Raw genomic sequence first — 22834 nt, 5'->3', positions numbered from 1 at the left:
GAATTATCAAAAAACCTGTCTAAGGGGTAATTTACAATTCGTGAATTCAGTCAATGCAGTGTAATTCCTACTTATATATTTATAGTCTAACGATGGTAAACCCAACTATAAAAAATTTTTTGGCAAAAGAAATTTTGAGATTTATAGCCACAGTCACTCGCATTAGAATAGAAGACTAAAAGCGTCGCGAAGCACCGCCTTTAATCTTTTTGGTTTTAGATCCTATGTAACTTGCGGTGGCTGGATTAACGCGATCGCTAAAAAGATCTTCAAAAAATAGATCCGTTTAACAGATACATTTATTAAGTATTATTAATTTTTGATTATGCTTAAGCTTAATAAAATATCTCTAGCCTCAATTGGTTTATATGTTGGCGGTATTCTTTTTGTAGTCGGATTTTGGGCTTATGCAAAGGGCAATTCGACTTTGAATCTAGTCGGATTTTTCTATGGGTTTCCGATTTTGCTGGGAGGATTTGCCTTTAAGTCATCGGAAGTAACTCCAACACCTGTGATAGTTCCTGAAACTGAAGCGGTTTTGGTCTTGCGTAAGTTACAAGAAACTCCAACCCAAAAGCAGTTACGTAAAGATGTGACTCGCTATCGCTATGGGATCAAGGCTCACTTAGATGAAATTTTAGAAAAATTGGGGATGAGTCCTACGGATGAGGAACGCCCTGTCCTAGTTGGCATCTATGAAGAAATTTCTCAAGCTGAAGAAACGAAAGGTGCTTATAGTCTAGTTTTGCGCTTCCGATCGCCTTTGATGGATTTTGTGGCTTGGCAACAAAAACAAGATAAATTAACGCGATTTTTTGGACCTGGGATATTAGCTATTGTCACAGAACTAGAAGATAAGCAAGTTGATTTACGCTTGATTTCAGAAATCTCTGCGGTAGTTAGTGGTTAGTAAGTGGTTAGTAAGTGGATGAACATAAATAATTACAAACCCAAACCTGTAAAGTTATGCCCTTTCGGGGCGCAACTTTGAGGGTTTGGAAATTTATTTTGTACAAGTACTTAAATTAGGAATAGGACTAGTTAGTGGCTTTAGTTTCTTCAGCAGCTTTGGTGGCGGGTGCAAGATCTGGAAAGTTAGTTAGTTTTCCTACGGATACTGTGCCTGCTTTAGCAGTGCGTCCCGATCGCAGTGCCGATATTTTTACGCTCAAACAGCGATCGCCTGATAAACCGTTAATTTTGATGGCGGCGAGTTGGCAAGAATTTTTACCGTTTTTAGATATAAGTCATCCTGCGCTGGAAACTTGGGAACAAGTGGCTCAGAAATATTTTGCGGGAGCTGTGACTTTGGTTTTACCTGCTAGCGATCTCGGCTGTAAGTTAAATCAAGGTTTTAAGACTTTGGGTGTACGAATTCCCGATAGCAAAATGGCGATCGCTATTTTGCAGCAAACAGGAGCAATGCTGACCACAAGTGCCAACAAAAGTAATCAGCCGCCATACCGTAGGATGCTGGAAATTCATCAGGCTTTTCCCTCAGTAATTACTTTAGGTGATGGAATTGATATTACTGAGCAGTTAGGTAGTGGATTGCCTTCTACTGTAGTGGAATGGACTATGGAGGGTTGGTTGGTGCGTCGGCAGGGAGCTGTAAATTTTTAAACAAAAAAGGGCGCTTAGCGCCCTTTTTTGTTGGTCTAGATTGTTTGCCAATCTCGTGAGAATTGCTCTAGGTTAGCTATGGTTAGCTCTTTCTCTAGCCATTGTAAAGCGGTAATTTGACTAGGAAATTTCTGACCGTCGTAGTCTTGAAATGCATCGATCAAAGAAATGGCGATCGCCGTTTGTTCTGAGGCTAGTGACCAACGCTGGAAGAACTGTTGCATGGTCTGGATAGGGATAGAGGCTTGAAGATTTTCTAATGCAGTAACTTGATTGGCCTCGCGTTTATAAACTTTTACAGCGTCGGTAAGGTTAATCAGTTGAAGCTGAGAAGTGGGAGATGGCGTTGGACTGGGCTGTGGGGTAAATGGCGTAGTTGTGGTTGTGCCTATACCTGCATTAAGGTTTGACCAATCTTGGCGAAACTGAGTGAGTGATTGTGGCAAAAGTTGAGTTTGTAACCATTGGAGAGCAAGATTTTGGTTGAGCATTTGAGCGCTGTTGTAACCACTTAACGCTTCCTGTAAGGATGTTGCTGTTGTTGCTTGCCCCGATGCGATTTGCCAACGCTGAAAAAATTGCTGCAATATTTCTGGAGCAATACCTGCTTGTAAATTATTAAGGGCAGAAGTTTGATTGGGTAATCTAGCGCGGCTATAACTATTCGCCGCTTCAACGAGACTAATCGCACTTGCGGTTGGAATTGCAGTCGCAGGATCGGGACTAGGAGCAACAGGATTACTAGGGGTAGTACTACCTGATGTTCCAGTTGGTGTAGGAACAAAAATCGAGGGGATAGGAGCGGGAGATGGTTCTGTAGCGACAGGGGTGGGGGCTGGTGGGCGGATAATTTCTACAAAGGTGACTGGAGGAGTTAATTCAGTGATCGCGGGGGCTTGCAGTTTTTTCCATGTTTGCTCTCCCACTTTGCCATCGACAGTTAAGCCATTGGCGCGTTGAAAGGCAGCGATCGCATCCCTTGTCCCCATACCAAAATCTCCATCAATGCGACCTTGGTAATAGCCTTTATCTTTGAGTAATTGCTGTGCTTGGGCAACTGCTGAGCCTTTGGAGCCTGGTAGTAATGTTGGTAATCCTTGAGATGTAGTTGTCGGAACAACCACACGCAGCTTAGCCCAACTAGAACTACCAACAATGCCATCGGTCACTAATCCATTTGCTTTTTGAAATTTTAGGACAGCATTTGTCGTGCCAGCGCCAAAATCACCGTCAATTTTGCCAGTATAAAATCCTTTGCTTTGGAGAAGTTGCTGCAACTCAGCTACAGCACTACCCTTACTACCTTGTCTTAAGATCGAGTCCATAATTAGCCCAAAGTTTATAATTTAAGTAGAATAACTCAAACCCAGAAAACTGTGGCGCACGCATAGCGTGCGCCACAGTTTTCTGGGTTTGATATTTAATTATGTCTAGCTATTTTTAGAAATAGAGTACACGAGCATCTATTCCTTGTGATCGCAAGAAATGTTTCAAAGATTCAGCCGCATCGCGATTGGGATATCCTCCAGCATAGATATAGTCACCACGAACTGATTTAGCCACAAATGCTGTAGGAATAAACTGTCTCACCTGCGCTAAAGTTGCCATCGCTCGCATAGGAACTGCGGTAACGTAGCGATATTGTGCCGAATTCTCAATATTATTGTTAGGTAAATAGCTCGGCAAAGTTACATAGGGTGCATTAAAAGTTTGAGCAGTCTGAAAAGTCTGGGAAGTAACAGCCTGTTGAGCAGCTACACCACGACGCTGTAATTCTCTAGATACAAAATCGGCGGTTGGGGCATCGAAAGCTCCTGCGACGATGGATGTCTGACCATTAACTAAAGCAACCACAGGATTAGTGACAACTTGCCTTGCAATACTGAGTGTTACAGGATTATTGCCTGCTATGTAGACAACAACATTGCCTAGTTGGGCATTAGCATTAGCGATCGCCACATTCCAAAAACCCCAGCTCGCGATCGCCAAACAGATAGCTTGTTTTGCCCAGTCGGATATTTTCATCGTTTTTAGACCTTTAACCCTAAAGCGACTTAATTGCTCATGAACCTAAATTAACGTGAGTTCGATATAGCCATTTGCGTCGTGCTTCGCACGACGCAAATGGCGAAAAATAGTAAGAATCGCTTAGCGATTCTTACTATTTTTCGCTTTTGTCGAACTGACGTTAAATTAAATTCTATAGCAATTAAGTAGAGGTAGTTTCGTTTTAGATTTTTGGTGGCGCGGCAAAGCCACGCACCAAAAATCTAGTCACAGAAATTAGTAATGCGGCTTTGACGCACTACTAATTTCTGGGTTGGAGTATCTCTATAAATTCCAGCCTTTGGCTAGTAATTGCAAAGAGATAGACTCATGCCACTGCTCTAGTAGAAATTCAAACTCTTCTGTATGTATGCCTTTGCACCACAGTATTAATGCATCTTCGCCAGTTACTTCATAATATTTCGGTCTTCGACCAATTTCCTTGAAGCCAAAACTTTGGTACAGGGCGATCGCTATATGATTGGACTCACGGACTTCGAGGGTTGCCCATTCTAATTGGCGATCGCGGGCTTTTTTAAGTAAACCCCAAACCAGTGATTTCCCAAAGCCTTGACCTTGATATTCGGGACGCACCGCTAATACTGTGATATGAGCTTCTTCAAGAATTGACCACAAACATCCAAAACCCAGTAATTCATGATTTTCCGTAGTTAAGCCCAATACAAGACTGCTGGGGTTGTCAATTTCGCGCTGATAGGCTTCTAAGCTCCAGAAATTGCCAAGACATGCACAATCGATCGCCTTTAGCTGGGATAAAAAATCTTGATCAATCTCACTTAGATAGATTCGGGTCGATAGGCTCATGTGTTGTAATTATCTAAAGATTCATAGGAATATGAGGCACAACGTGTCGTAAGACCGATTCCCAAAAGTGTGAACACTTTCGGGAATAAAAAAAGAACCCTCAAGGTTTTAGCTCACAAGCGAAAGCCCCGCACTCTATCCGTTTACAAGGATGAGTGACGGGATGTAAGTGCGTCCATCAAGGGGTTCGATGCCCCGCCGATGGACTATCTTCTGGGGTATCTTGCTGCTCAATATATTTCTTGAGTATAGAAACTGTTACCCCACCGCAAGAAGCGATAAAATATGACTCATTCCATAAAACGCTTTTCCAGTAATATTTTTTCACTTCATCAGCAAACTCCTCTCGAATTTTGCGACTTGAAACAGACTTTAAATTACCGACAAATTTTGGCAATTCCATCTGAGGCAAGTATTGAAATAGGAGATGGACATGATCCTCTTCACCATTAAATTCAACTACCTTACAGCCCCATTTTTCACATAGATCGCCAAATATTTCAGACAGCCGACTAATCATCTGACCAGTAAAAACTTTGCGCCTATATTTGGTAGTCAAAACCAGATGAGCTTTGAGATCAGAGATACATCTTCCACTAGGAATAAAATCATCTTTCATAATCAACGTCCTTATTTTGTGGTACACTGATTATTATGATAACAGCCTATAAGTACAAACTACGCCCAAGCAAAGCCCAAATTCATCAGTTTGATGAGTGGCTAAACTTGTTGCGTATGCAGTACAACTATAGGCTAGCAGAGAGATTTGATTGGTACGAGTCTACTCGTTGCCCTATTAATTCATGCTCTCTCGTATCATGCAGCATCGCTCCAATTGTGGAACAGCCTGATTATTACTGGCAAAAGAAAGATTTACTCAATACCAAAAAGCTATTTCCTGATTACAAACAGATTCATTCTCAAGTGCTTCAGGATTGCATTGCTAGAGTCAAAAAAGCTTTTGACCGATATATCAGCGCTGACAAGGCGGGTAAACGCTCTGGTAAGCCAAGATTTAAAGGTCGTGGCAGATACCATAGCTTTACCTATACTCAGATGCCACAGGACTGCATCAAAGGTAATCGGATCACTTTATCCAAGATTGGTGATGTCAAAATTATTTTGCATCGTCCTATTCCAGATGGTTTCAAAATCAAAACTGCTCAGATTGTCAAGAATGCTGATGGGTGGTATGTAGTACTGACATTGCAAGATGTCACAGTTCCCACAATCAGCCTCAATATCAATCTTGATAATGCTGTTGGTATTGATATGGGACTGAAAGATTTCTTGATTACCAGTGATGGTGAAACTGTACCTATCCCTCAGTTTGCTAGGAAAGCTGAGTCAAATAAAAAGCTACGGAATAAGGCTGTTTCTCGCAAGAAAAAAGGCAGTAATCGTAGACGGAAAGCAGTCAAGCGCCTTGCAAAACATCACCAAAAAATAGCAAGGCAGCGCAAAGATTTTCATTATAAATCTGCAAAGCAATTACTCGATAAGTATGATGTGATTGGCTTTGAAGATTTGAATGTTAAAGGTTTGGCTAGGACTAGGATGGCAAAGTCAATCCTAGATGCTGGTTGGAGTGAATTTCTACATATTCTGGTTTGCAAGGCTGAAAGTGCTGGCAAGTTGTCTATAGCTGTGAATCCAAATGGCACTACCCAAAATTGTTCTAATTGCGGTACTCGCGTCCCTAAAGAAATTCAAGATAGATGGCATAGTTGCCATGTTTGCGGACTAGAACTTGATAGGGATGTGAATGCTGCAATTAATGTTAAAAACATTGCTGTCGGGCGGACAGTGATTAAAGCTCAGCGTGTAACCGAAGCAAAAGCTGGTGTTGCTGAGAAGCCCACCCTATACTCGTCCGCGAGTTAGGGATGGGAGTCGTCACAAACATAAACACAAAATAGCTTAGCCTTTTTGTGTTTTGGTATAACTAGCCTGATCCATACGGATTATCGATCAATGTCAGAACTCATGCCAATTGTATATCTCAGTGTAGTTAGCTTTTTTGCTTGGATCATTAGTACGCTGGCAGGAGGGGGGAGTCCCTTTGTTTTAATCCCCCTCGTTAACTTACTCATGGGAGCCGCTTCGGTTCCACCAGTAATTACAATTGGCATGTTTTTCGGTAATGCCCACCGTGTATTCCTATTTTGGCGAGAGATTGATTGGGAACTAACGGCTTGGTATGCCCCTGGTGCGATCGCAGGGGCCGTGTTGGGTGCTTACACGTTTACTCAAATCCATCTTGATTGGTTACAAATAATTATTGCGATCTTCTTAATTGTCAGTGCCTTTTTATTTGAATTAGAAAAGAACCCAGAGAAAAAAACGGTCTTAAGTTTAGACAAAAATTTGACAACACCATCGATTACATTGCCTGAATTTGCTAATCAAGACTTAATACCGCCTTTATTTGGTGAATCTAGCGAATCCAACGATTTCAGTGAACCTGAAGATCCCACAATCGTTAAGCCCAAATTTCAACTAGAAGCATGGCACATCATGCCTGCGGGTTTTCTCAAAGCCTATGTTTCTGGTTTAGTTGGTACAACTGGTCCTGTGCTAAATCCTTTTTATTTACAATATGGTTTGGTCAAAGAGCAAATGCTTGCCACTAAGGCAACCCACATGACCATTATTCATTTGGTCAAAATTATTACCTATGGTGCTTTTGCGGCTATGTCTAAAGAGCAAGTAGTAGCAGGTTTAGCGATCGGTTTAGCCGCCATACCCGCTAACCTCATTGGCAAATATCTTCTCAGTCGCATGAGTCCTCAACAATTTCGCCAAGTAGTTCTGGCTTTTATGGCGATCGGCGGATCATGGATGCTTTGGCAGCAAAGAAGTTTACTTTTAAATATCTTGTAGCTAAGATCAATATAAAGATCGTTTTTTGAAAGCTCGCCGTTGGCGAGCTTTCAAAAAAACGATCTTGTAGCTTTCGTTGAAATGACGTTAACGTCAGTTCGACGAAAGCGAAAAATGGTAAGAATCGCTTAGCGATTCTTACCATTTTTCGCCATTTGGGGCGTGCTTCGCACGCCGCAAATGGCTATATCGAACTCACGTGACGTTAACTAACGTCAGTTCAACGAAAGCAGAAAATGGTAAAAATCACTTAGTGATTTTTACTATTTTCTGCCATTTGGGGCGTGCTTCGCACGCCGCAAATGGCTATATCGAACTCACGTTTAATTAGCGATGTCTGACTAGAAAAGAGGGTAAATCTACCTTGGAATTTGGACGCTGCGATCGCAAGGGTATTGATTCTGACAAAGAGTCATGCGATCGATACTCTTGCTCATACATAGACTCACTCCCATGATGAGACGGTGGAGTTAAGTGTCTAACTGGTTTTTCGGCTAATAACCGATCTAATGCGCCACTTAGTTGGAGGGCATGGTGCTGATGACGGACTGATTGCTCTTTCCAATGTTGGATTGCGGCTTCATACTCGGATGCTTTAGATGCTTGATGCAGCACTTGATTTTGTAGTTCTTCGATCTGCTGCTCTAATTCTTGGACTCTTGTGAGATCGCTAACATATTCATTTTCGAGACCACGCAAGGATTGGTGTAGTTTTGCCTGATTGGAAAGATGTTGAATTAATTCTTCTTCCAACTGATCCCGTTGAGCTGTGACTTCTGATAGCTTAGTTTGAGCAATTTCAAGGGTTGTAGTAGAGTCTTTGAGCAGAACTTGAGTTGCCTCTAGCTCTGTAGTCAAGGTTTGTTGAGAAATATCTAGGGCTGTGTTCTGACATTGCAGTTGATGAATCACCTCATTTTTGTCATTAATTTCCAGCAAATATTGCTGGGTAATTTTTTGTGATTCAATTTCTAAGGCGATCGCTAAGCGATGTTTGAATTCTTCCTCTAGTTGCAGTACATGGATCGCTAGGCGATCGCTTAAATCTCGATCATCTGTTGCTGGTGGGGGCGTTTGCAAATCAGCGACTTGCTTTTGCAACTGTTCGAGTTGGATGGTTAATTCCGTGACTTGGCGATCGCGATCATTAGTGATGCTAGTAATTTCTTGTTCTAGCTGATCAACATATTCACATTCAAATTGATGTTGCGATCGCAGATCTTCTAACTCTTTCTGGAGGCGATCGCGTTCAGAAATCAATTCAGTATTTTCTAGATTTTCACTATTACTGTTGTTGCTTTCATCTAACGACCAATCATCTGAGAATAGATCCACATTATCTCGCAACATATTCGTGATTTCAGTGATTGTTTTTTCTTCTAGCATTTCACCAGCTAAGAGCGCATCAAGATCATCGTCATCATTAACGGGTACGGCTCTAACCAAAACTTCTCTTAGTGCTGCTTCGCGTTTCAAATCACTCACGGACAACCTCACCGAACAATACCGAGGTATTTTTACAAGACAAACATTAACAGACTTTGTCAAGTTTGCAAGTTTTTTTCTCTGCAATTATCATTATCAAGTTTTTCCTTAGCTTTTTGCTCTGGTTATTCACAACTTAGGATAATTGTTACGAAAAATAGGGTGGGGTTAGTAGCCATTGGTACGGGACATTTTGTAGAGATATTTTTATAGGTTTCTCAAGAATTATCTTGTTTGGTTACATTTTGGGTTATATGGAAGAAAATCAAGAAATTGAAGATAACGAGACGATTTTTGCATCACACAGACAGATCCCCGACTTTTTTTGTGAATTTTCAAATCCCTTCAGCTTGAGCAGAAAAAGTCGGGGATCTCAAGATTGTTGGCTCCCGCCGATCGCTTGTCTCTGCGTTGTGAGGTTTGGGCGATCGCCTTATCGTTTGGCGATCGCGGTGATATGCGTAAATGGTGGCGGTAATGCTACGCCCCTAAGCTGATTTTGCATCGTACAGACAGATCCCCGACTTTTTTTGTGAATTTTCAAATCCCTTCAGCTTGAGCAGAAAAAGTCGGGGATCTCAAGATTGTTGGCTCCCGCCGATCGCTTGTCTCTGCGTTGTGAGGTTTGGGCGAAGCATTACCGTTTGATGATTGGTGTGATATGCGTAAATGGGGGCGGTAATGCTTCGCCCCTACGAGATTTTTTCCTTTTTCCTTTTAACTTTTTCCTTGATAAAACTGCATATGGTCGGTGGCGTGAGATGTATGTAAAATCGTAAGTACGCAGATCGGAGATATGGCTATGAATCTAGATTCTTGCAAAGGTGGTGTTAGGGCTTCGCGGTTTTATGCGTTGACGTTTGTGGCTTTGACTGGGATTTTGGGCATGGTGTCGCCGCCAGATTTGGCTTTGATGACGGTGCTGGCGCAGACAAATCAAGAACGCAAAGCAGAGGCAGATCGACTGAACAAACAAGGAATTCAGCAATGCCAAATTGGTCAATGTGAAGCAGCAATACAATCATTTCAGAATGCACTGACTATCTATCGGGAAATCAAAGACCGTCTCGGTGAGGGAGCAGCGCTGGGAAATCTGGGAAACGCTTTCCACTCCCTCGGCAAATATGACAAAGCGATCGAGTTCCATCTGCAAAGATTAGCGATCGCGCGGGAAATCAAAGACCGTCGCGGTGAGGGATATGCGCTGGGAAATCTGGGAATCGCTTACCATTCCCTCGGTAAATCTGACAAGGCGATCGAGTTCCATCTGCAAGCTTTAGCAATCTCACGAGAAATCAAAGACCGTCTCGGTGAGGGACAGTCTCTGGGAAATCTGGGACTCGCTTACCATGCCCTCGGCAAATATGACAAAGCGATCGAGTTCCATCTGCAATTCTTAGCGATCGCGCAGGAAACCAAAAACCGTGGCAGTGAGGGAGCCGCGCTGGGAAATCTGGGAATCGCTTACCATGCCCTCGGCAAATATGACAAAGCGATCGAGTTCCATCTGCAATTCTTAGCGATCGCGCGGGAAATCAAAGACCGTCTCGGTGAGGGACAGTCGCTGAATAATTTAGCTGCTGCCTACGGAAAACTAAATCGCGATCGAGAAGCAATGATTTCCTATCAGCAAGCATTGACTATTGCTAGAGAAATCGGCAATAGGGCTGACGAAGGTTTAGCTCTCTCTAATCTAGGAGAAGTATTATCCAAAGCCAAACGCCCCGAACTAGCGATTCTCTTTTACAAACAATCGATCAATGTCCGCGAAGCGATCCGCAAAGACATTAGCAAACTCGATAAAGACATCCAAAAATCCTATTTAGCCACAGTCGAAAAGACCTATCGCAACCTCGCCGACCTTCTGCTCAAACAAGACCGCATCCTCGAAGCCCAACAAGTCCTCGACCTCCTCAAAGTCGAAGAACTCAACGAATACCTTCGCACCCCCACCCGCAGCAGCCAAACCGAACAAGGAACAGAACTGCGAAATCAAGAAAAACAATTTATCGCCCTTGCCTTGGAACTCGATGATCTACAAAAGCGTAAACTTGCCAACAACATCACCGCCGCCGAACAAGTAAGACTGAATCAACTTGTCAAATCTGAACAAGAACAAAAAAATCAATTCATCGCTTTTCTCGATAGCGATCCCGTTCAAACGCTAGTCGAAGAACTGCGCCTCAAGGAAAGACAACAAAACGTCGATATTACCAACAACTTTCAAAATCTCCGTACCGATATTCTCAGCAAATATCCCAACGCCGTTCTCCTTTATCCTCTAATCCTCAAAGACCGCCTCGAACTGATTCTAGTTACAGCCAAAACCATCCCAATCCGCCGCACGATCTACATCAAAAGTGAACAACTAAATGAAGAAATTGTTGATTTTCTTTCAGTTCTGAGAGACTCAGGCTCCGATGATGTCAAAGTATCTGCACAGCAAATGTATACAAGGCTAATCAAACCATTTGAAACCGAACTAGCCGAACTAAAAATCGATACGATCATCTATGCACCCGATGGACAGTTACGCTATATTCCCCTCGCCGCTCTCTACGATGGCAAACAATGGCTCATCGAAAAATATCGCGTCAACAACATCACCTCCATTTCCCTGACTAAGTTTAATAAACCACCGATCGCCACACCGAAGATCTTTGCAGGAGCCTTTGGCAACGTCAAGCAACAAGGATTTTCAGGACTACCCGCCACGATCACCGAAGTCAAAAAAATTGCCGATCGCTTTCCCAATACCACTACCCTTATCGAAACTGCCTTCACCAAGGAATTAACCACCACCAACTCCAATTCCTACACGATTCTCCATCTCGCTACCCACGGACAACTCTCCACGGGTGACCCCAAAGATTCTTTCATCATCTTCGGTGATGGCGAAAAAGCAACAATTAAAGATATTCGCAGGTGGGCGTTAACCAATGTCGATTTAGTCGTTTTGAGCGCCTGTCAGTCGGGACTAGGAGCCACATTAGGATCGGGAGTCGAGATTCTCGGCTTAGGTTATCAAATGCAAGCCGCAGGAGCCAGAGTGGCGATTGCCTCGCTGTGGAAAGTCGATGATGCTGGTACACAAGCCCTCATGGATGCTTTTTATGCAGAACTAAAAAAAGGCGATGTCTCCATTGTCGAAGCATTACGCAGGGCGCAAATTGCGATGATTAATAGCGACAAGAAGAGAACAGATAAGGATGTTCGCGCTGGCGTTAGAATCGTGGGAACAGTACCAAATTCTGCTAGTGGACAGCTATCCCATCCCTATTACTGGTCGGCTTTCTTTGCGATCGGTAATGGACTATAAACAACCTGTCTGTAAGCGCATGATATAATTTTGGTAAACAATCAGTCCTAGAGCGTTATGGTAGCCATTACCTCAGAGCGATCGCAGGCCAAAGCAGACGAACAGGCGATCGCCTCAGAAATCTTCTATCCCAGTTCCGACGGAGAACCATTGGCAGAAACTCAACAGCATGTCCTCGCGATCCTGATGGCTTTGGCGCTCTTGCGGTTATATTTACAGGAGCAACCAGCAGTCGTCTTTGCCGATCAATTTCTCTATTACATCGAAGGCAATCCCAGAGCTAGAGTTGCCCCTGATGTGATGGTCGTGTTTGATATCGAAAAGCGACTCTATGCCAATTACAAAATTTGGGAAGGACAGCAAACACCAGCAATTATTTTTGAGGTGACATCGGCAGGGACAAAGGAAACTGATTGGAACTTTAAGAAGACCCTATACGAGCAGTTGGGAGTAACTGAATACTGGCTGTTTGATCCCTATGGAGAATGGATTACAGAACAGTTGCAGGGCTATCGCCTGAATGAGGATGGTGTGTATAAGCCGATTCGCGATAATTGCAGTGAAGTATTGCAACTCAAGTTACAGGCTGATGAGTATCTGATAGGGTTTTATCGTTTGGATAATGGAGAGAAGTTGCTCACCCCAGAGGAGTTATATAGTGCGAATTTGGCGGCTAATCAACGGGCTGATCAGGAAAAGGCAAGGGCAGATCGTCTTGCGGAGAAGTTGCGTCAGATGGGTGTTAATTTGGATGACGAAAGTTAATCGACTCAGAGCGTGTTTGAGAAGTACCTGTTCAGCGTAAATTTCTGTTTTTACCACCTCTAACTCCCCCTTGCAAAGGGGAGAAACTTAAATTCTCCCCCTTTGCAAGGGGGAGTTAGAGGTGGTAAAAAACTTCTCAAACACCCTCTAAGGCTGCTTTCGCAATTACAGTGCGGTGACGCGGAGTATTTGCAATGATCGTAGGAGTTTCAAACCCTGCGGCGACTAACTCGGAAGCAAGATCAAAGGAAAAGTACTGATCGAGATAGGGTTCCGTACTTTTGAGCAGCGTCAAAATATAGGGCGGCATCTTGACATAAATATCTGAATAGGGATTCATATCCATGAGAGCAAAATGACCATTAGGACGCAAAACACGGCGAATCTCACGGAGAATTTGGCGTGTTGCATCTTGAGGTAACTCATGGAATAGCAAAAAACAAGACACAAAATCAAAGGAACAATCAGCTAATCCCGTCTGTTCGGCGGTGGCATGTATCCATTGCACCTGTCCATTTTCGACTAATTCAGGATGTTTGGTGCGCGTATTGTAATTAGCGATCGCCAAAAAGTATGGCGACAAATCCAAACCCGTAATTTTGGCTTGGGGATAGGCATTATGCAACACAAAAGTACTCATGCCCACACTGCAACCAATATCGAGAATATCCTGAGGGTGAGTGGCGATCTGCTCTTTTACAATATCAATATAACTTTGACGCAACCGCGCATCACCCTCCACTGGAGGCTGAGCATCATTCCAAATGCGCGAATGCACAGCATAGGCTGCAACTTCTACTTCCGTTGCGGGTAACCAACCAAGATTTCCTTCTTCGTAAGCATGGAAGTGCTTAAGGTAATATTCAGGATATTGGATCTGAGGATTTTGGACTTTGGCAAGTTCGCCATCAAGATCTTGTTTTTGTAAATCAGCAACAATTTGTCGCCAGTTTACGCCCATCGACTCAGCACGTTCGATCATCATCTTGCGGGCGCGTTGCTTAGCGATGTTGAAAAGTGGCGCGATCGCTAAAATGCTGTTTACTAAACGGGAGGCTAGTCCGATTTTGGGACTAGAATTTGAAGTTGCAACAGTCATAATTAATTTAAAAAATATAATCCCTAAAATCGTAGAGTAACAAACTTAGTTGGTTACTCTACGATTTTACGCAACTTAATGGCGATCGCAGGATTGCCACTGTAAATCGTCATCGGTTCGAGCGATCGCGTCGCCACACTGCCTAAGCCCAACACCGCACCCTGTCCGACGCGCACCCCCGCCGCGATCGTTGCTCTCGCGGCGATCCAACTACCTGTCTCAATATAAATAGGAGCTGTCTGTAACGCAAAATCGCGATCGCGCCAGTCGTGATTACCTGTACAGAGATAAACCCCCTGCGAAATGCAGCAATGGCTCTCGATCGTAATCAAATCGAGATTATCGAGCCAAACATCTTCACCAATCCAAACGAAATCTTTGATCACTAAACGCCAAGGAAATTTGACCCGCACCCCAGTTTTAATTCTTACGCCCTGCCCAATTTCTGCGCCAAACCAGCGCAAAATGTTAACTTTTAAACCTGAAAAAGGGATTAAATAACTACGCAATAAAGGCGCTCCCACAAAGTACCAAAGCACATATTGGCAAATGTTTGCACCTGTTGTGTATGTAGCCTTTCTGTAGCGATCGAGACGCAAAGTTAAACTCCTTATCGCGCTTTGTACTTAAATAAAACCCAAGATTTTTGTTGAGAGTGTTGCTTTGCAACACTCTCAACAAAAATCTTGCAGTAGGCATGTTATACAATATTAAAGCTTTTCTAATGGTCGAGTTTTTTCTATGCAAGTTTGGGTATTGCTGTTTAACGCCAACACCGATAATGAAGGTATCTACACCCTAGAAATTGAGGGCAATAATATTATTGTCGCCTTTGAGCAAGAGGATGATGCAATTCGCTATGCAGGTTTATTGGAAGCACAGGACTTTTTGTCGCCAACAGTAGAAAGCATTGACAGCAAAGATTTAGAAGAATTTTGTGAAGAAGCAGGCTATGACTTAAACATCGTACCAACCGATGCCCTACTAGTCCCCCCTGAGAAAAATGTGGATAAAACGGACTGGTCAGCCGATCTCAATCAAAATCGACCCGAACCAGAGGATGAAATTGAGGTAGAAGATCCCGTAATTGCGATGATGCGCCGTCGTTTAGAAAATTTACTATAAGTCATAAGAATGCGTCCCTTTGGGACGCATTCTTATGACATGACTAGAGTTTGTTTTAGGTATAAATTATGACGGCTGAACTTACTTCTAACCCTTTAACCAACGCAATTACTAAATTTACATCAGATTCTGAGAACGAAGGCTGGTTTAACTATCCCGTGCGCGTATATCCGCATCACACTGACTATGCGGGCGTAGTGTGGCATGGGACTTATCTCACTTGGATGGAAGAGGCGCGGGTCGAATGCTTGCGAACCGTAGGCATGAGCTTTGAGGAATTAGTCTCAGCAGGTGTGGACTTACCAGTTGCCGAGATGAATTTGCGCTATCACCGTTCAGCACGCATGGGTGATGATGTGCTAGTAATGACTAGGCTTGTACCAGATAAAGTCCGCCTAAACTGGGAATATCAAATTCGCACCGAAACAGATCTATGTGTAACAGCAGTAGTTACCCTCGTACCTGTAGATTTTGAGAAACGTAAGTTGTTGCGATCGCTACCAAGTTCATTGGAAGGGGCGATCGCTAAATTAACGGGAATTTAAGTTTTACATCTCGCAAAGCGCGATGCAAATGCATAGTAACTGAGGAACTCAATCAAATCATGGCAAATTGGCAAGTAATAGCAGGCGGCGTGACCGCAGCAAAGGGCTACAAAGCCGCAGGGATTATAGCAGGACTGAAACCATCGGGCGCTCCTGACCTAACTTTGATCGCATCGGATGTGCCTGCGATCGCCGCAGGCGTATTTACTAAGTCTTGCGTCAGAGCCGCCTGTGTAGACTTCAACCGTGAAGTACTAGCCAAGGGTTGCCATGTCAGCGCGATCCTCTGCAATGCGGGTCAAGCCAATGCTAGTACAGGTGCTGAAGGTTGGCAAAATGCGGTGGAATGTGCCGAACTAGTCCAAAAAGCTTTAAATACGGTCGATGGGGTTTTAGTAGCTTCCACTGGTGTGATCGGCAAGCAATTGCTGATGGATAAGATGCGTGCAGGTATTGCCAAAATTGCACCCCTGATTTCGCCCGATGGTGGTGAAGATGCCTCGCGATCGATCATGACCACCGATACTGTGCCGAAAAGTATTGCCCTCGAAACCGTAATTGATGGCAAGCCCGTGAGAATTGGTGGCATTTGCAAAGGTTCGGGAATGATCCATCCCAATATGGCGACAATGTTGGGTTTTGTGACATGTGATGCTGGTGTCGAGTCGAAGCTCTGGCAAAAGATGCTATCAAGCTCCATTGATGCTAGCTTCAACCAAGTTACCGTGGATGGCGATACCAGCACCAATGACATGGTATTAGCCCTAAGCAATGGTCAGTCGGGCGTAGTTATCGAGGATGAAAATTCTGATGCAGCGCAACAGGTACAGGCGATGCTGCAAGAAGTCTGTATGAGCTTAGCTAAGGCGATCGCCCGCGATGGGGAAGGGGCAACCTGCATGATCGAGGTGAATGTCACTGGTGCATCTAGTACCGTCGCCGCTCGACAAATTGCCAAAACCATCGTCGGTTCCTCCCTTGTCAAATCCGCCGTCTTTGGCAATGATCCTAACTGGGGCAGAATTGCCGCCGCCGCAGGGCGATCGGGTGTGGACTTCAATCAAGATGTGTTGAATATTCAACTCGGTGATTTTGTGATGATGCAGGATGGCTCGCCACAGGAATATGATCGCAACGCTGCTAGCGACTATCTCAAAAATGACACGGTAATCATCAATGTCGGTGTCGGTGATGGTGGTGGTAATGGCACAGCTTGGGGCTGCGACCTCAGCTACGATTACGTCAAGATTAACGCTGAATATACGACATAGGAAAGGAAAAGACCGCGCTAAGCGCGGTCTTTTCTACAGGACTAAGCAATTGGTAACGTAAACCAAAACTGAGAACCAATGTTTGGTTCACCGATGACCCCGATCGCCCCACCGTGAGCTTGGACAATCTGACGACAAATGTATAAACCTAAGCCAAGACTAAGCGATCGCCGATTGAGTCTACTAGGATTTTTTCCTTGAGCATAAAGCTCAAACAAATTCTCACTTTGGGCGCTAGTCATACCCACGCCATTGTCCGCAACGGTGCAGAGCATTGTCTTTTCATCGCTTAACTCTGCGGAAATTGTCAGTTCGAGATTAGGTGGGTTATGTTTAATCGCATTGGCAATTAGATTTTGGAACACTCTACAGCCATGGGTCTGGTCGATCAAAGCAAGGGGAAGATCCAATGGAATTTGTAGATTAATTTCTGTTTCTTCTTTGTCTAAAAGTGGTTGTAAATCATCAATCGCTGATTGAATGACTTCCCTAATTATCACAGGTTGAGGATGGATGATAATTCCATGAACATCGTTTACATGGGACTCTAATAACGAATTAATTAAGGCTAACTGGCGATCGCCACTTTGTTGCATTCGTTCTAGTATCGTTCGGGACAGCAGAATATTTGCCTCTGGACTACTTGCAGTTTTCGCCAAATTATCTAGCACCATGAGCAAGCCCGTCACAGGATTTCGCAAGTCGTGGGAAACCGCATGGAGAAAAATTGTTAAGGCTTCTTCCGCCCGTTTACGTTCTGCAATTTCCGCTTGTAGCCCAAGATTTTGAGACTCAATGGTTTGACGTTGTTTGGCGATCGTTAAATGGGTACGAATCCTGACTAATACTTCTTCATGCTCAAAGGGCTTCGTCACATAGTCCACTGCCCCCAGAGATAAACCACGCACTTTGTCCACAGTTTCCGAAAGAGCCGTCATAAAAATAATCGGAATTTTGACAGTTTCAGGATTTGCCTTGAGACGTTGGCAAGTCTCAAAGCCATCAATGCCTGGCATCATTACATCTAGCAAAATCAGATCGGGCTTAATATATGTAATCTGCTCGATCGCACTTTCGCCATCAGTTGCTACTAAGACCCGCAGCCCCACATCCCGTAATAAATTCACTAACACACTTAAGTTAGTGGGGTTGTCATCTACAACCAATACACAGCCTTCTAAAGAATGACATAGATTTGAGATTTCCGAATTTTTGTCCGTGGTTTGGTTGATGTAGCTTGACAGGCGATCGCTCATAAAGTTAGTCAGTAACTAAGCTAAATTATCTCAGCTTTTTAAGAACCGTCATACTATTAAAAACCAAATCCAGTGAGCTGACGAACTTCAGGTTCATGAAAAGCCAAAACTATATCCTCTTTGGGTACACCCATCTCCAAAAGCTGATTGGCAATACCTGTGTCCGTGCTATCGTGCTGAATCCAAATCTTGTTATCTTTGATATCAAGATGCAAAACACATCCAAAATCACGCTTATTGTTACGCCAACCAACACGAAGAAGTTGATAATGATCTCTCTCGGTGTCAAAAATGGTTTGCACTTCGTATTCTGAAAATATTTTGTTTTTGGAAGAGCGTTGAGATTTTTCTAGAAGAATATTTTGAATGTATTGTCTATACTGATTAACGGATTGATTTATAGCCATTTGACAATCTCCTTTTGTGGAACATCATAGATTAATAGTCTTAACTGATATCTTTGAATTGCGGATTGAATAAATCTTTTTTGGAAAAAACTTTCATAAACTGGTAGACGTACAGCTAGATACAGATGACGCTCTGGTTCGGTCAAAGCAAGTGCATCTCTATAGTTTAAGAACTGTCCTAGTGCTGTATGAAAATCGGAAATATTGGATGGGCTGATAAAACTTTTGATTTCTACAGCAATTTTTTGATTGTTTCTAGTTGCTGCTAATACCTGCTCTGCGGCTAAATCAATCTCAAAATCAACACCATCCACATTAATTTCATAGGGATCATCAGTAACTTGCCAGCCTTCTTTTTCTAAAGCTAGTCTAACTACAGTATGAAATTTATCTTTTGCCATAGGTATTTATTATGAATGAACTAGCAATTAATTTACTCAGTAATTTGCATTTAAACTTATTTCAATACCTAATAACTTTGTTATTCAATTCTTCTAGAGCAGTTGAATGATCTTCAATCTCTAAGTTATCCAATTCAATACCTTGCCATTCCTTTACAAAATCATAGTAAGAATTCGCATGTTCCCAATTGTCTTCTCGATCACGGTAGTAGTTTTCAAAAATTTCACGCATTTCTCCAACAAATTCATTAGCTTCTTTTAAAGTAGCATTGTAACTATCTATTGCTGCCTGAACATACTCAAATCTTATTCTAAGTTCTTTAACTAGTTCCTCTTTTCGTTTGATTTGTAAATCTGTTAGTCCAGTTTCACCTTTTTTTGTTTTTTGCATTTGTGTTATTCTCAATCAACAATATTTTGAGTTTACCATATTGTTCTATTTACTTTTTATATAGATTTTAGCGATCTCCCAGTGCCGCCACGTCGCAACATGATTAACTCTGCACTGATACTGACTGCAATCTCCGCAGGGGTTAGCGCACCAATATCTAAACCAATGGGAGCGTTAACAAATTGTAATTTCTCTGTGGAGATTCCCATTTGTTTCACTTTCTCAAGAACCTCCTTAACTCGGTGATCGCTACCGATCATGCCGATATAGGAACAGGGTAAATCGCGATTGAGTAAAGCGGTTAGAGCTTCTAAATCATAACGATAGCCTCTTGTGACTAGCGCAACATAGAGAGAGCCATGATTTGATAACTCAGTTAAAGCTTGATCGATATGTGAATAAATGAATGCTGCTTGAGGATATCGTTCTAGATTTGCCCATTCAGGACGATCATCCTGAATCGCAATCCGAAAGCCGACCAAATCTGCAACCTTAGCAAGTTGTTCCCCCACATGCCCCGCACCCACGATCAGCAACATCGGCGCAGGCTCCAAAACCTCAATAAACCCCTCCCCTCCTTTTTCCTTTTTCCTTTCTCCTTTTTCCTTCACAACATAGGGACTTGCATCCCCCAAAGAAGTCACCAAAGTCAGCGATCGCCCCAATTTTAATTTTCTAAGGATCTCCTCAACCAGAGCGATCGCTTCTTCTCCATGCCAGCGCTCTAACAAGATCTGCATCCATCCGCCACAAATCCCCTCAGTCTGACGATTGGGCGCACCAGTAAGGTCAATTTCTACCAGTGTTTTCTTGCCACTTTGTAAAACTTCTCTTGCTTGAGAGATTACCTTCGCTTCTCCTGCACCACCACCGATCGTATCAATGCAGCGATCGCTGGTAATGAGCATTTTCGCGCCCACTTCTCTTGGTACTGATCCTTTGGCGCTAATTATGGTCGCCACAACCACTGCCCCTTGACTAAGGGCGATTAGAAGATCTTCGTAAATCATAGGTCAAGCTTTTACCGCAGTGAGAGAATCTGATTTCACAGCTTCAATTGCCCAGAGGGTCGCTTCGGGAGTTGCGGGAATTGCCAATGATACTTGGTTCGCATTGCCAAAGGCGGCGACAGCATTGCGAATTGCTTCTCTAACTGACATCGCTAACATAAATGGCGGCTCCCCGATCGCTTTACTACCAAAAATCACACCGTCTTGGGCGGCTCTTTCCAATAGATGCACATGAAACTGTTCGGGGACTTCGCTAACGGTGGGGATTTTGTAAGTGCTAGGAGCAAAGGTGAGTAAGCGTCCTTGGTCATTCCAGACCAATTCCTCCATCGTCAGCCAGCCCATACCTTGCACAAATCCACCTTCGATTTGTCCTTTGTCTAGTAATGGATTAATCGATTCACCAACATCTTGAACGAGATCCACCTGTCTCAACTTGAATGTTCCTGTAAATCCATCAACCTCCACTTCACTAACAGCCGTTCCATAGGAGAAATAATAGAAGGGGCGACCTTTATTTAACTGGGCATCCCAAAAAATATTCGGCGTGCGATAGAAGCCATTTGCCGAAAGACTAATGCGATCGCTGTAGGTGCGTTTGACGACTTCATCAAAAGCAATTCTGGCGCTGGGGTAGGTGCGGCAATAAATCCAATCATCCTCGAAAACAAGGTCTTCAGGGGCATCGAGATTGAGCATTTTTGCAGCAACGGTTGCCATGCGGTTACGGAGAGTCTCACAGGCTGCCTTGACCGCTTGTCCATTGAGATCGGAACCACTAGAAGCGGCAGTTGCCGATGTATTGGGAACTTTATCGGTACTGGTGGGCATGATCCGAAAGCGTTCAAGCTTGACACCGAGGGACTTCGCAGCAACTTGGAGCATCTTTGTGTGCAATCCCTGTCCCATTTCTGTGCCACCGTGATTCACCTGAATGCTGCCATCGGTGTAAATCAGCACTAGTGCGCCTGCTTGGTTATATTCAGTTTTGTTAAAGGAAATGCCAAACTTAACGGGTGTAATCGCAATACCACGCTTTTTGTAAGCACTAGTCTGGTTGAACTGAGCAATCTCAGCTTGGCGATCGCTAAAACGCGATTTCTCTTTTGCTTCTGTCCATACCAGAGCAATACGATTATGAACAATATCCTGTCCGTAATGCGTAGTGCTAGTTTCGCCAGTGCCATGATAGAAATTCCGTTCGCGGACTACTTCGGGAGGTAAATCGAGGGTGCGTGCTATGCGATCGATGATTTCTTCACAGACGATCATCCCTTGGGGTCCACCAAAACCACGATAAGCCGTATTCGATACCCGATTAGTCTTCGCAATCCATCCCTGTACTTCCAAATGAGGAACATAGTAGGCATTGTCGATATGCATCATCGCTCGCATTAATACAGGGGGCGAGAGGTCTAGACTCCAGCCACCTTCAGCGTATAGCTCAGCTTTGATCGCCGTAATTAGCCCCTCATTAGTAAATCCCACTTGGTATTTACCTAAAAAATTATGCCGCTTGCCTGTAACGATCATGTCTTGATGTCGGCGCAGGCTGACTCTGGCGGGGCGACCAGTTTTATGTGCTGCCACAGCCGCCGCCGCCGCAAAGGGATTAGCCTGAGATTCTTTACCACCAAATGCGCCCCCCATCCGCAGACAAGTAACAACGACATGACTATTGGGCAAGCCCAAAACCCTTGCCACGATTACTTGCGTTTCGCTAGGATGCTGCGTCGAGCTATAGACCTTGTAGCCATTCTCACCATCGGGAACGACCCAACTGGTATGGGTTTCTAGATAGAAATGATCCTGTCCGCCTACCTCTAGTTCACCTTGGAGAGTGCGATCGCTATTTTGGAGAGCCGTATCAGGTTCCCCTCGTTTGATCACCCGTTTGTCGAGATGATAACTATCAGCAGCGATCGCTTCTTGAATACTGAGAATTGCGGGTAAAGGTTCATATTCGATAATTACTTTCGCCGCCCCTTGACGAGCTGCTTCTTCAGTTTCGCCGACTGCCCAAACTACTACTTGTCCCCAGTAACTTACTTCATCCGTTGGTAGCATCACTTCATCGTGAATAATCACACCCGTATTATTCTCCCCAGATATATCACCAGCCGTAAGAATTGTGACTAAACCTGCGACTTCATAGGCGGCGGTACAGTCGAGTTTGGTGATTTTGGCACGGGCATGGGGCGATAGCACAGGATAGAGCGATAACATTCCTGCGGGTAATCTCTGGTCATCGGTATAGCCAGCCTTGCCACTGACATGACCAACGGCGCTTTCATGGCTTTTCTGGTTACTAACTTTCTGATTGGTAATCGTCATTTTCTATTCCTTCCATATCTACAAAAAATCCACAAGATACTAATGGAGG

General features: G+C 43.7%; 22 protein-coding genes. 9 read left to right on the top strand and 13 right to left on the bottom strand.

The window, feature by feature from the left end:
* Nucleotides 1–325 precede the first annotated feature (325 nt).
* A complete protein-coding gene (locus VB775_RS06770; protein ID WP_281009016.1) occupies nt 326–910 on the top strand; it encodes a DUF2854 domain-containing protein in 585 nt (194 codons plus the stop codon).
* A gap of 134 nt (nt 911–1044) precedes the next feature.
* The gene (locus tag VB775_RS06765; protein ID WP_281009015.1) at nt 1045–1623 is read left to right on the top strand and encodes an L-threonylcarbamoyladenylate synthase; all 579 of its coding nucleotides are present in this window, start codon (nt 1045–1047) and stop codon (nt 1621–1623) included.
* 35 nt (nt 1624–1658) lie between these two features.
* On the opposite strand, the gene VB775_RS06760 is transcribed toward VB775_RS06765, so the two are convergent.
* From VB775_RS06760 to tnpA, 4 genes are all read right to left on the bottom strand, one after another.
* Entirely contained in the window at nt 1659–2948 is a 1290-nt protein-coding gene (locus tag VB775_RS06760) for a peptidoglycan-binding domain-containing protein (RefSeq protein WP_281009014.1), read from the bottom strand.
* Between the two features lie 115 nt (nt 2949–3063).
* Complete coding sequence (locus tag VB775_RS06755) at nt 3064–3648, bottom strand: hypothetical protein (RefSeq protein WP_281009013.1); 585 nt, start codon at nt 3646–3648, stop codon at nt 3064–3066.
* Nucleotides 3649–3954: 306 nt separating this feature from the next.
* Entirely contained in the window at nt 3955–4494 is a 540-nt protein-coding gene (rimI, locus tag VB775_RS06750) for a ribosomal protein S18-alanine N-acetyltransferase (protein WP_281009012.1), read from the bottom strand.
* A gap of 178 nt (nt 4495–4672) precedes the next feature.
* Complete coding sequence (tnpA, locus tag VB775_RS06745; RefSeq protein WP_281009011.1) at nt 4673–5113, bottom strand: IS200/IS605 family transposase; 441 nt, start codon at nt 5111–5113, stop codon at nt 4673–4675.
* A gap of 35 nt (nt 5114–5148) precedes the next feature.
* On the opposite strand from tnpA, the gene VB775_RS06740 reads away from it, so the two are divergent.
* Together VB775_RS06740 and VB775_RS06735 are read left to right on the top strand one after the other, a co-directional pair.
* Complete coding sequence (locus VB775_RS06740) at nt 5149–6378, top strand: RNA-guided endonuclease InsQ/TnpB family protein (RefSeq protein ID WP_281009010.1); 1230 nt, start codon at nt 5149–5151, stop codon at nt 6376–6378.
* 90 nt (nt 6379–6468) lie between these two features.
* Nucleotides 6469–7377: a sulfite exporter TauE/SafE family protein gene (locus VB775_RS06735; protein WP_281009009.1), complete on the top strand. Its 909-nt coding sequence runs from the start codon at nt 6469–6471 to the stop codon at nt 7375–7377.
* 327 nt (nt 7378–7704) lie between these two features.
* Here the strand turns inward: VB775_RS06735 and VB775_RS06730 are convergent, their stop codons facing one another.
* Nucleotides 7705–8862 carry a hypothetical protein gene (locus tag VB775_RS06730; protein ID WP_281009008.1) on the bottom strand — a complete coding sequence of 386 codons (1158 nt, stop codon included), beginning with the start codon at nt 8860–8862 and terminating at the stop codon, nt 7705–7707.
* A gap of 802 nt (nt 8863–9664) precedes the next feature.
* Here VB775_RS06730 and VB775_RS06725 point away from each other — a divergent pair.
* Nucleotides 9665–12181 carry a CHAT domain-containing protein gene (locus tag VB775_RS06725; protein ID WP_281009007.1) on the top strand — a complete coding sequence of 839 codons (2517 nt, stop codon included), beginning with the start codon at nt 9665–9667 and terminating at the stop codon, nt 12179–12181.
* 57 nt (nt 12182–12238) lie between these two features.
* Nucleotides 12239–12946: a Uma2 family endonuclease gene (locus tag VB775_RS06720; RefSeq protein ID WP_281009006.1), complete on the top strand. Its 708-nt coding sequence runs from the start codon at nt 12239–12241 to the stop codon at nt 12944–12946.
* Nucleotides 12947–13082: 136 nt separating this feature from the next.
* On the opposite strand, the gene VB775_RS06715 is transcribed toward VB775_RS06720, so the two are convergent.
* Both VB775_RS06715 and VB775_RS06710 read right to left on the bottom strand, forming a co-directional pair.
* Nucleotides 13083–14045 (bottom strand): class I SAM-dependent methyltransferase, encoded by a 963-nt coding sequence (locus tag VB775_RS06715; RefSeq protein WP_281009005.1) that lies wholly within the window; start codon nt 14043–14045, stop codon nt 13083–13085.
* A gap of 53 nt (nt 14046–14098) precedes the next feature.
* Nucleotides 14099–14644, bottom strand: coding sequence for a WcaF family extracellular polysaccharide biosynthesis acetyltransferase (locus VB775_RS06710; RefSeq protein WP_281009004.1), 546 nt, complete (start codon nt 14642–14644; stop codon nt 14099–14101).
* Nucleotides 14645–14786: 142 nt separating this feature from the next.
* Here VB775_RS06710 and VB775_RS06705 point away from each other — a divergent pair, with 142 nt between their 5' ends.
* The 3 genes from VB775_RS06705 (at nt 14787) to argJ (ending at nt 16986) form a co-directional block, all read left to right on the top strand.
* Nucleotides 14787–15170: a DUF3110 domain-containing protein gene (locus VB775_RS06705; RefSeq protein ID WP_281009003.1), complete on the top strand. Its 384-nt coding sequence runs from the start codon at nt 14787–14789 to the stop codon at nt 15168–15170.
* Between the two features lie 68 nt (nt 15171–15238).
* Nucleotides 15239–15715, top strand: coding sequence for an acyl-CoA thioesterase (locus tag VB775_RS06700; protein WP_281009002.1), 477 nt, complete (start codon nt 15239–15241; stop codon nt 15713–15715).
* A 59-nt stretch (nt 15716–15774) separates the two neighbouring features.
* The gene (gene argJ, locus VB775_RS06695) at nt 15775–16986 is read left to right on the top strand and encodes a bifunctional ornithine acetyltransferase/N-acetylglutamate synthase (RefSeq protein ID WP_281009001.1); all 1212 of its coding nucleotides are present in this window, start codon (nt 15775–15777) and stop codon (nt 16984–16986) included.
* A 41-nt stretch (nt 16987–17027) separates the two neighbouring features.
* Here argJ and VB775_RS06690 read toward each other — a convergent pair whose 3' ends face one another.
* From VB775_RS06690 to xdhB, 6 genes are all read right to left on the bottom strand, one after another.
* Nucleotides 17028–18242, bottom strand: coding sequence for a hybrid sensor histidine kinase/response regulator (locus VB775_RS06690; protein ID WP_281009000.1), 1215 nt, complete (start codon nt 18240–18242; stop codon nt 17028–17030).
* A gap of 56 nt (nt 18243–18298) precedes the next feature.
* Nucleotides 18299–18649, bottom strand: coding sequence for a XisI protein (locus tag VB775_RS06685; RefSeq protein ID WP_281008999.1), 351 nt, complete (start codon nt 18647–18649; stop codon nt 18299–18301).
* Nucleotides 18640–19050 (bottom strand): XisH family protein, encoded by a 411-nt coding sequence (locus VB775_RS06680; RefSeq protein ID WP_281008998.1) that lies wholly within the window; start codon nt 19048–19050, stop codon nt 18640–18642. Before VB775_RS06680 ends, VB775_RS06685 begins: the two co-directional genes overlap by 10 nt.
* 61 nt (nt 19051–19111) lie before the next feature.
* Entirely contained in the window at nt 19112–19441 is a 330-nt protein-coding gene (locus VB775_RS06675; RefSeq protein WP_281008997.1) for a hypothetical protein, read from the bottom strand.
* Nucleotides 19442–19497: 56 nt separating this feature from the next.
* Nucleotides 19498–20451, bottom strand: a complete 954-nt coding sequence (locus VB775_RS06670; protein WP_281008996.1) for an XdhC family protein — start codon at nt 20449–20451, stop codon at nt 19498–19500.
* 3 nt (nt 20452–20454) lie between these two features.
* A complete protein-coding gene (gene xdhB, locus VB775_RS06665) occupies nt 20455–22785 on the bottom strand; it encodes a xanthine dehydrogenase molybdopterin binding subunit (RefSeq protein ID WP_281008995.1) in 2331 nt (776 codons plus the stop codon).
* Nucleotides 22786–22834: the final 49 nt, after the last annotated feature.

Source organism: Pseudanabaena sp. CCNP1317, from assembly GCF_034931345.1.
GTDB lineage: Bacteria > Cyanobacteriota > Cyanobacteriia > Pseudanabaenales > Pseudanabaenaceae > Pseudanabaena > Pseudanabaena galeata.
The sequence above is the reverse complement of the archived record's forward strand: the minus strand, read 5'-3'. Positions and strand labels throughout refer to the sequence as shown.

Excerpts from the sequence above, each read along its gene's own strand:
- VB775_RS06770 (WP_281009016.1), top strand. The coding sequence starts at position 326 with ATGCTTAAGCTTAATAAAATATCTCTAGCCTCAATTGGTTTATATGTT.
- VB775_RS06760 (WP_281009014.1), bottom strand. The coding sequence starts at position 2,948 with ATGGACTCGATCTTAAGACAAGGTAGTAAGGGTAGTGCTGTAGCTGAG.
- VB775_RS06755 (WP_281009013.1), bottom strand. The coding sequence starts at position 3,648 with ATGAAAATATCCGACTGGGCAAAACAAGCTATCTGTTTGGCGATCGCG.
- rimI (WP_281009012.1), bottom strand. The coding sequence starts at position 4,494 with ATGAGCCTATCGACCCGAATCTATCTAAGTGAGATTGATCAAGATTTT.
- tnpA (WP_281009011.1), bottom strand. The coding sequence starts at position 5,113 with ATGAAAGATGATTTTATTCCTAGTGGAAGATGTATCTCTGATCTCAAA.
- VB775_RS06740 (WP_281009010.1), top strand. The coding sequence starts at position 5,149 with ATGATAACAGCCTATAAGTACAAACTACGCCCAAGCAAAGCCCAAATT.
- VB775_RS06735 (WP_281009009.1), top strand. The coding sequence starts at position 6,469 with ATGTCAGAACTCATGCCAATTGTATATCTCAGTGTAGTTAGCTTTTTT.
- VB775_RS06725 (WP_281009007.1), top strand. The coding sequence starts at position 9,665 with ATGAATCTAGATTCTTGCAAAGGTGGTGTTAGGGCTTCGCGGTTTTAT.
- VB775_RS06720 (WP_281009006.1), top strand. The coding sequence starts at position 12,239 with ATGGTAGCCATTACCTCAGAGCGATCGCAGGCCAAAGCAGACGAACAG.
- VB775_RS06715 (WP_281009005.1), bottom strand. The coding sequence starts at position 14,045 with ATGACTGTTGCAACTTCAAATTCTAGTCCCAAAATCGGACTAGCCTCC.
- VB775_RS06705 (WP_281009003.1), top strand. The coding sequence starts at position 14,787 with ATGCAAGTTTGGGTATTGCTGTTTAACGCCAACACCGATAATGAAGGT.
- VB775_RS06700 (WP_281009002.1), top strand. The coding sequence starts at position 15,239 with ATGACGGCTGAACTTACTTCTAACCCTTTAACCAACGCAATTACTAAA.
- argJ (WP_281009001.1), top strand. The coding sequence starts at position 15,775 with ATGGCAAATTGGCAAGTAATAGCAGGCGGCGTGACCGCAGCAAAGGGC.
- VB775_RS06690 (WP_281009000.1), bottom strand. The coding sequence starts at position 18,242 with ATGAGCGATCGCCTGTCAAGCTACATCAACCAAACCACGGACAAAAAT.
- VB775_RS06685 (WP_281008999.1), bottom strand. The coding sequence starts at position 18,649 with ATGGCTATAAATCAATCCGTTAATCAGTATAGACAATACATTCAAAAT.
- VB775_RS06680 (WP_281008998.1), bottom strand. The coding sequence starts at position 19,050 with ATGGCAAAAGATAAATTTCATACTGTAGTTAGACTAGCTTTAGAAAAA.
- VB775_RS06675 (WP_281008997.1), bottom strand. The coding sequence starts at position 19,441 with ATGCAAAAAACAAAAAAAGGTGAAACTGGACTAACAGATTTACAAATC.
- VB775_RS06670 (WP_281008996.1), bottom strand. The coding sequence starts at position 20,451 with ATGATTTACGAAGATCTTCTAATCGCCCTTAGTCAAGGGGCAGTGGTT.
- xdhB (WP_281008995.1), bottom strand. The coding sequence starts at position 22,785 with ATGACGATTACCAATCAGAAAGTTAGTAACCAGAAAAGCCATGAAAGC.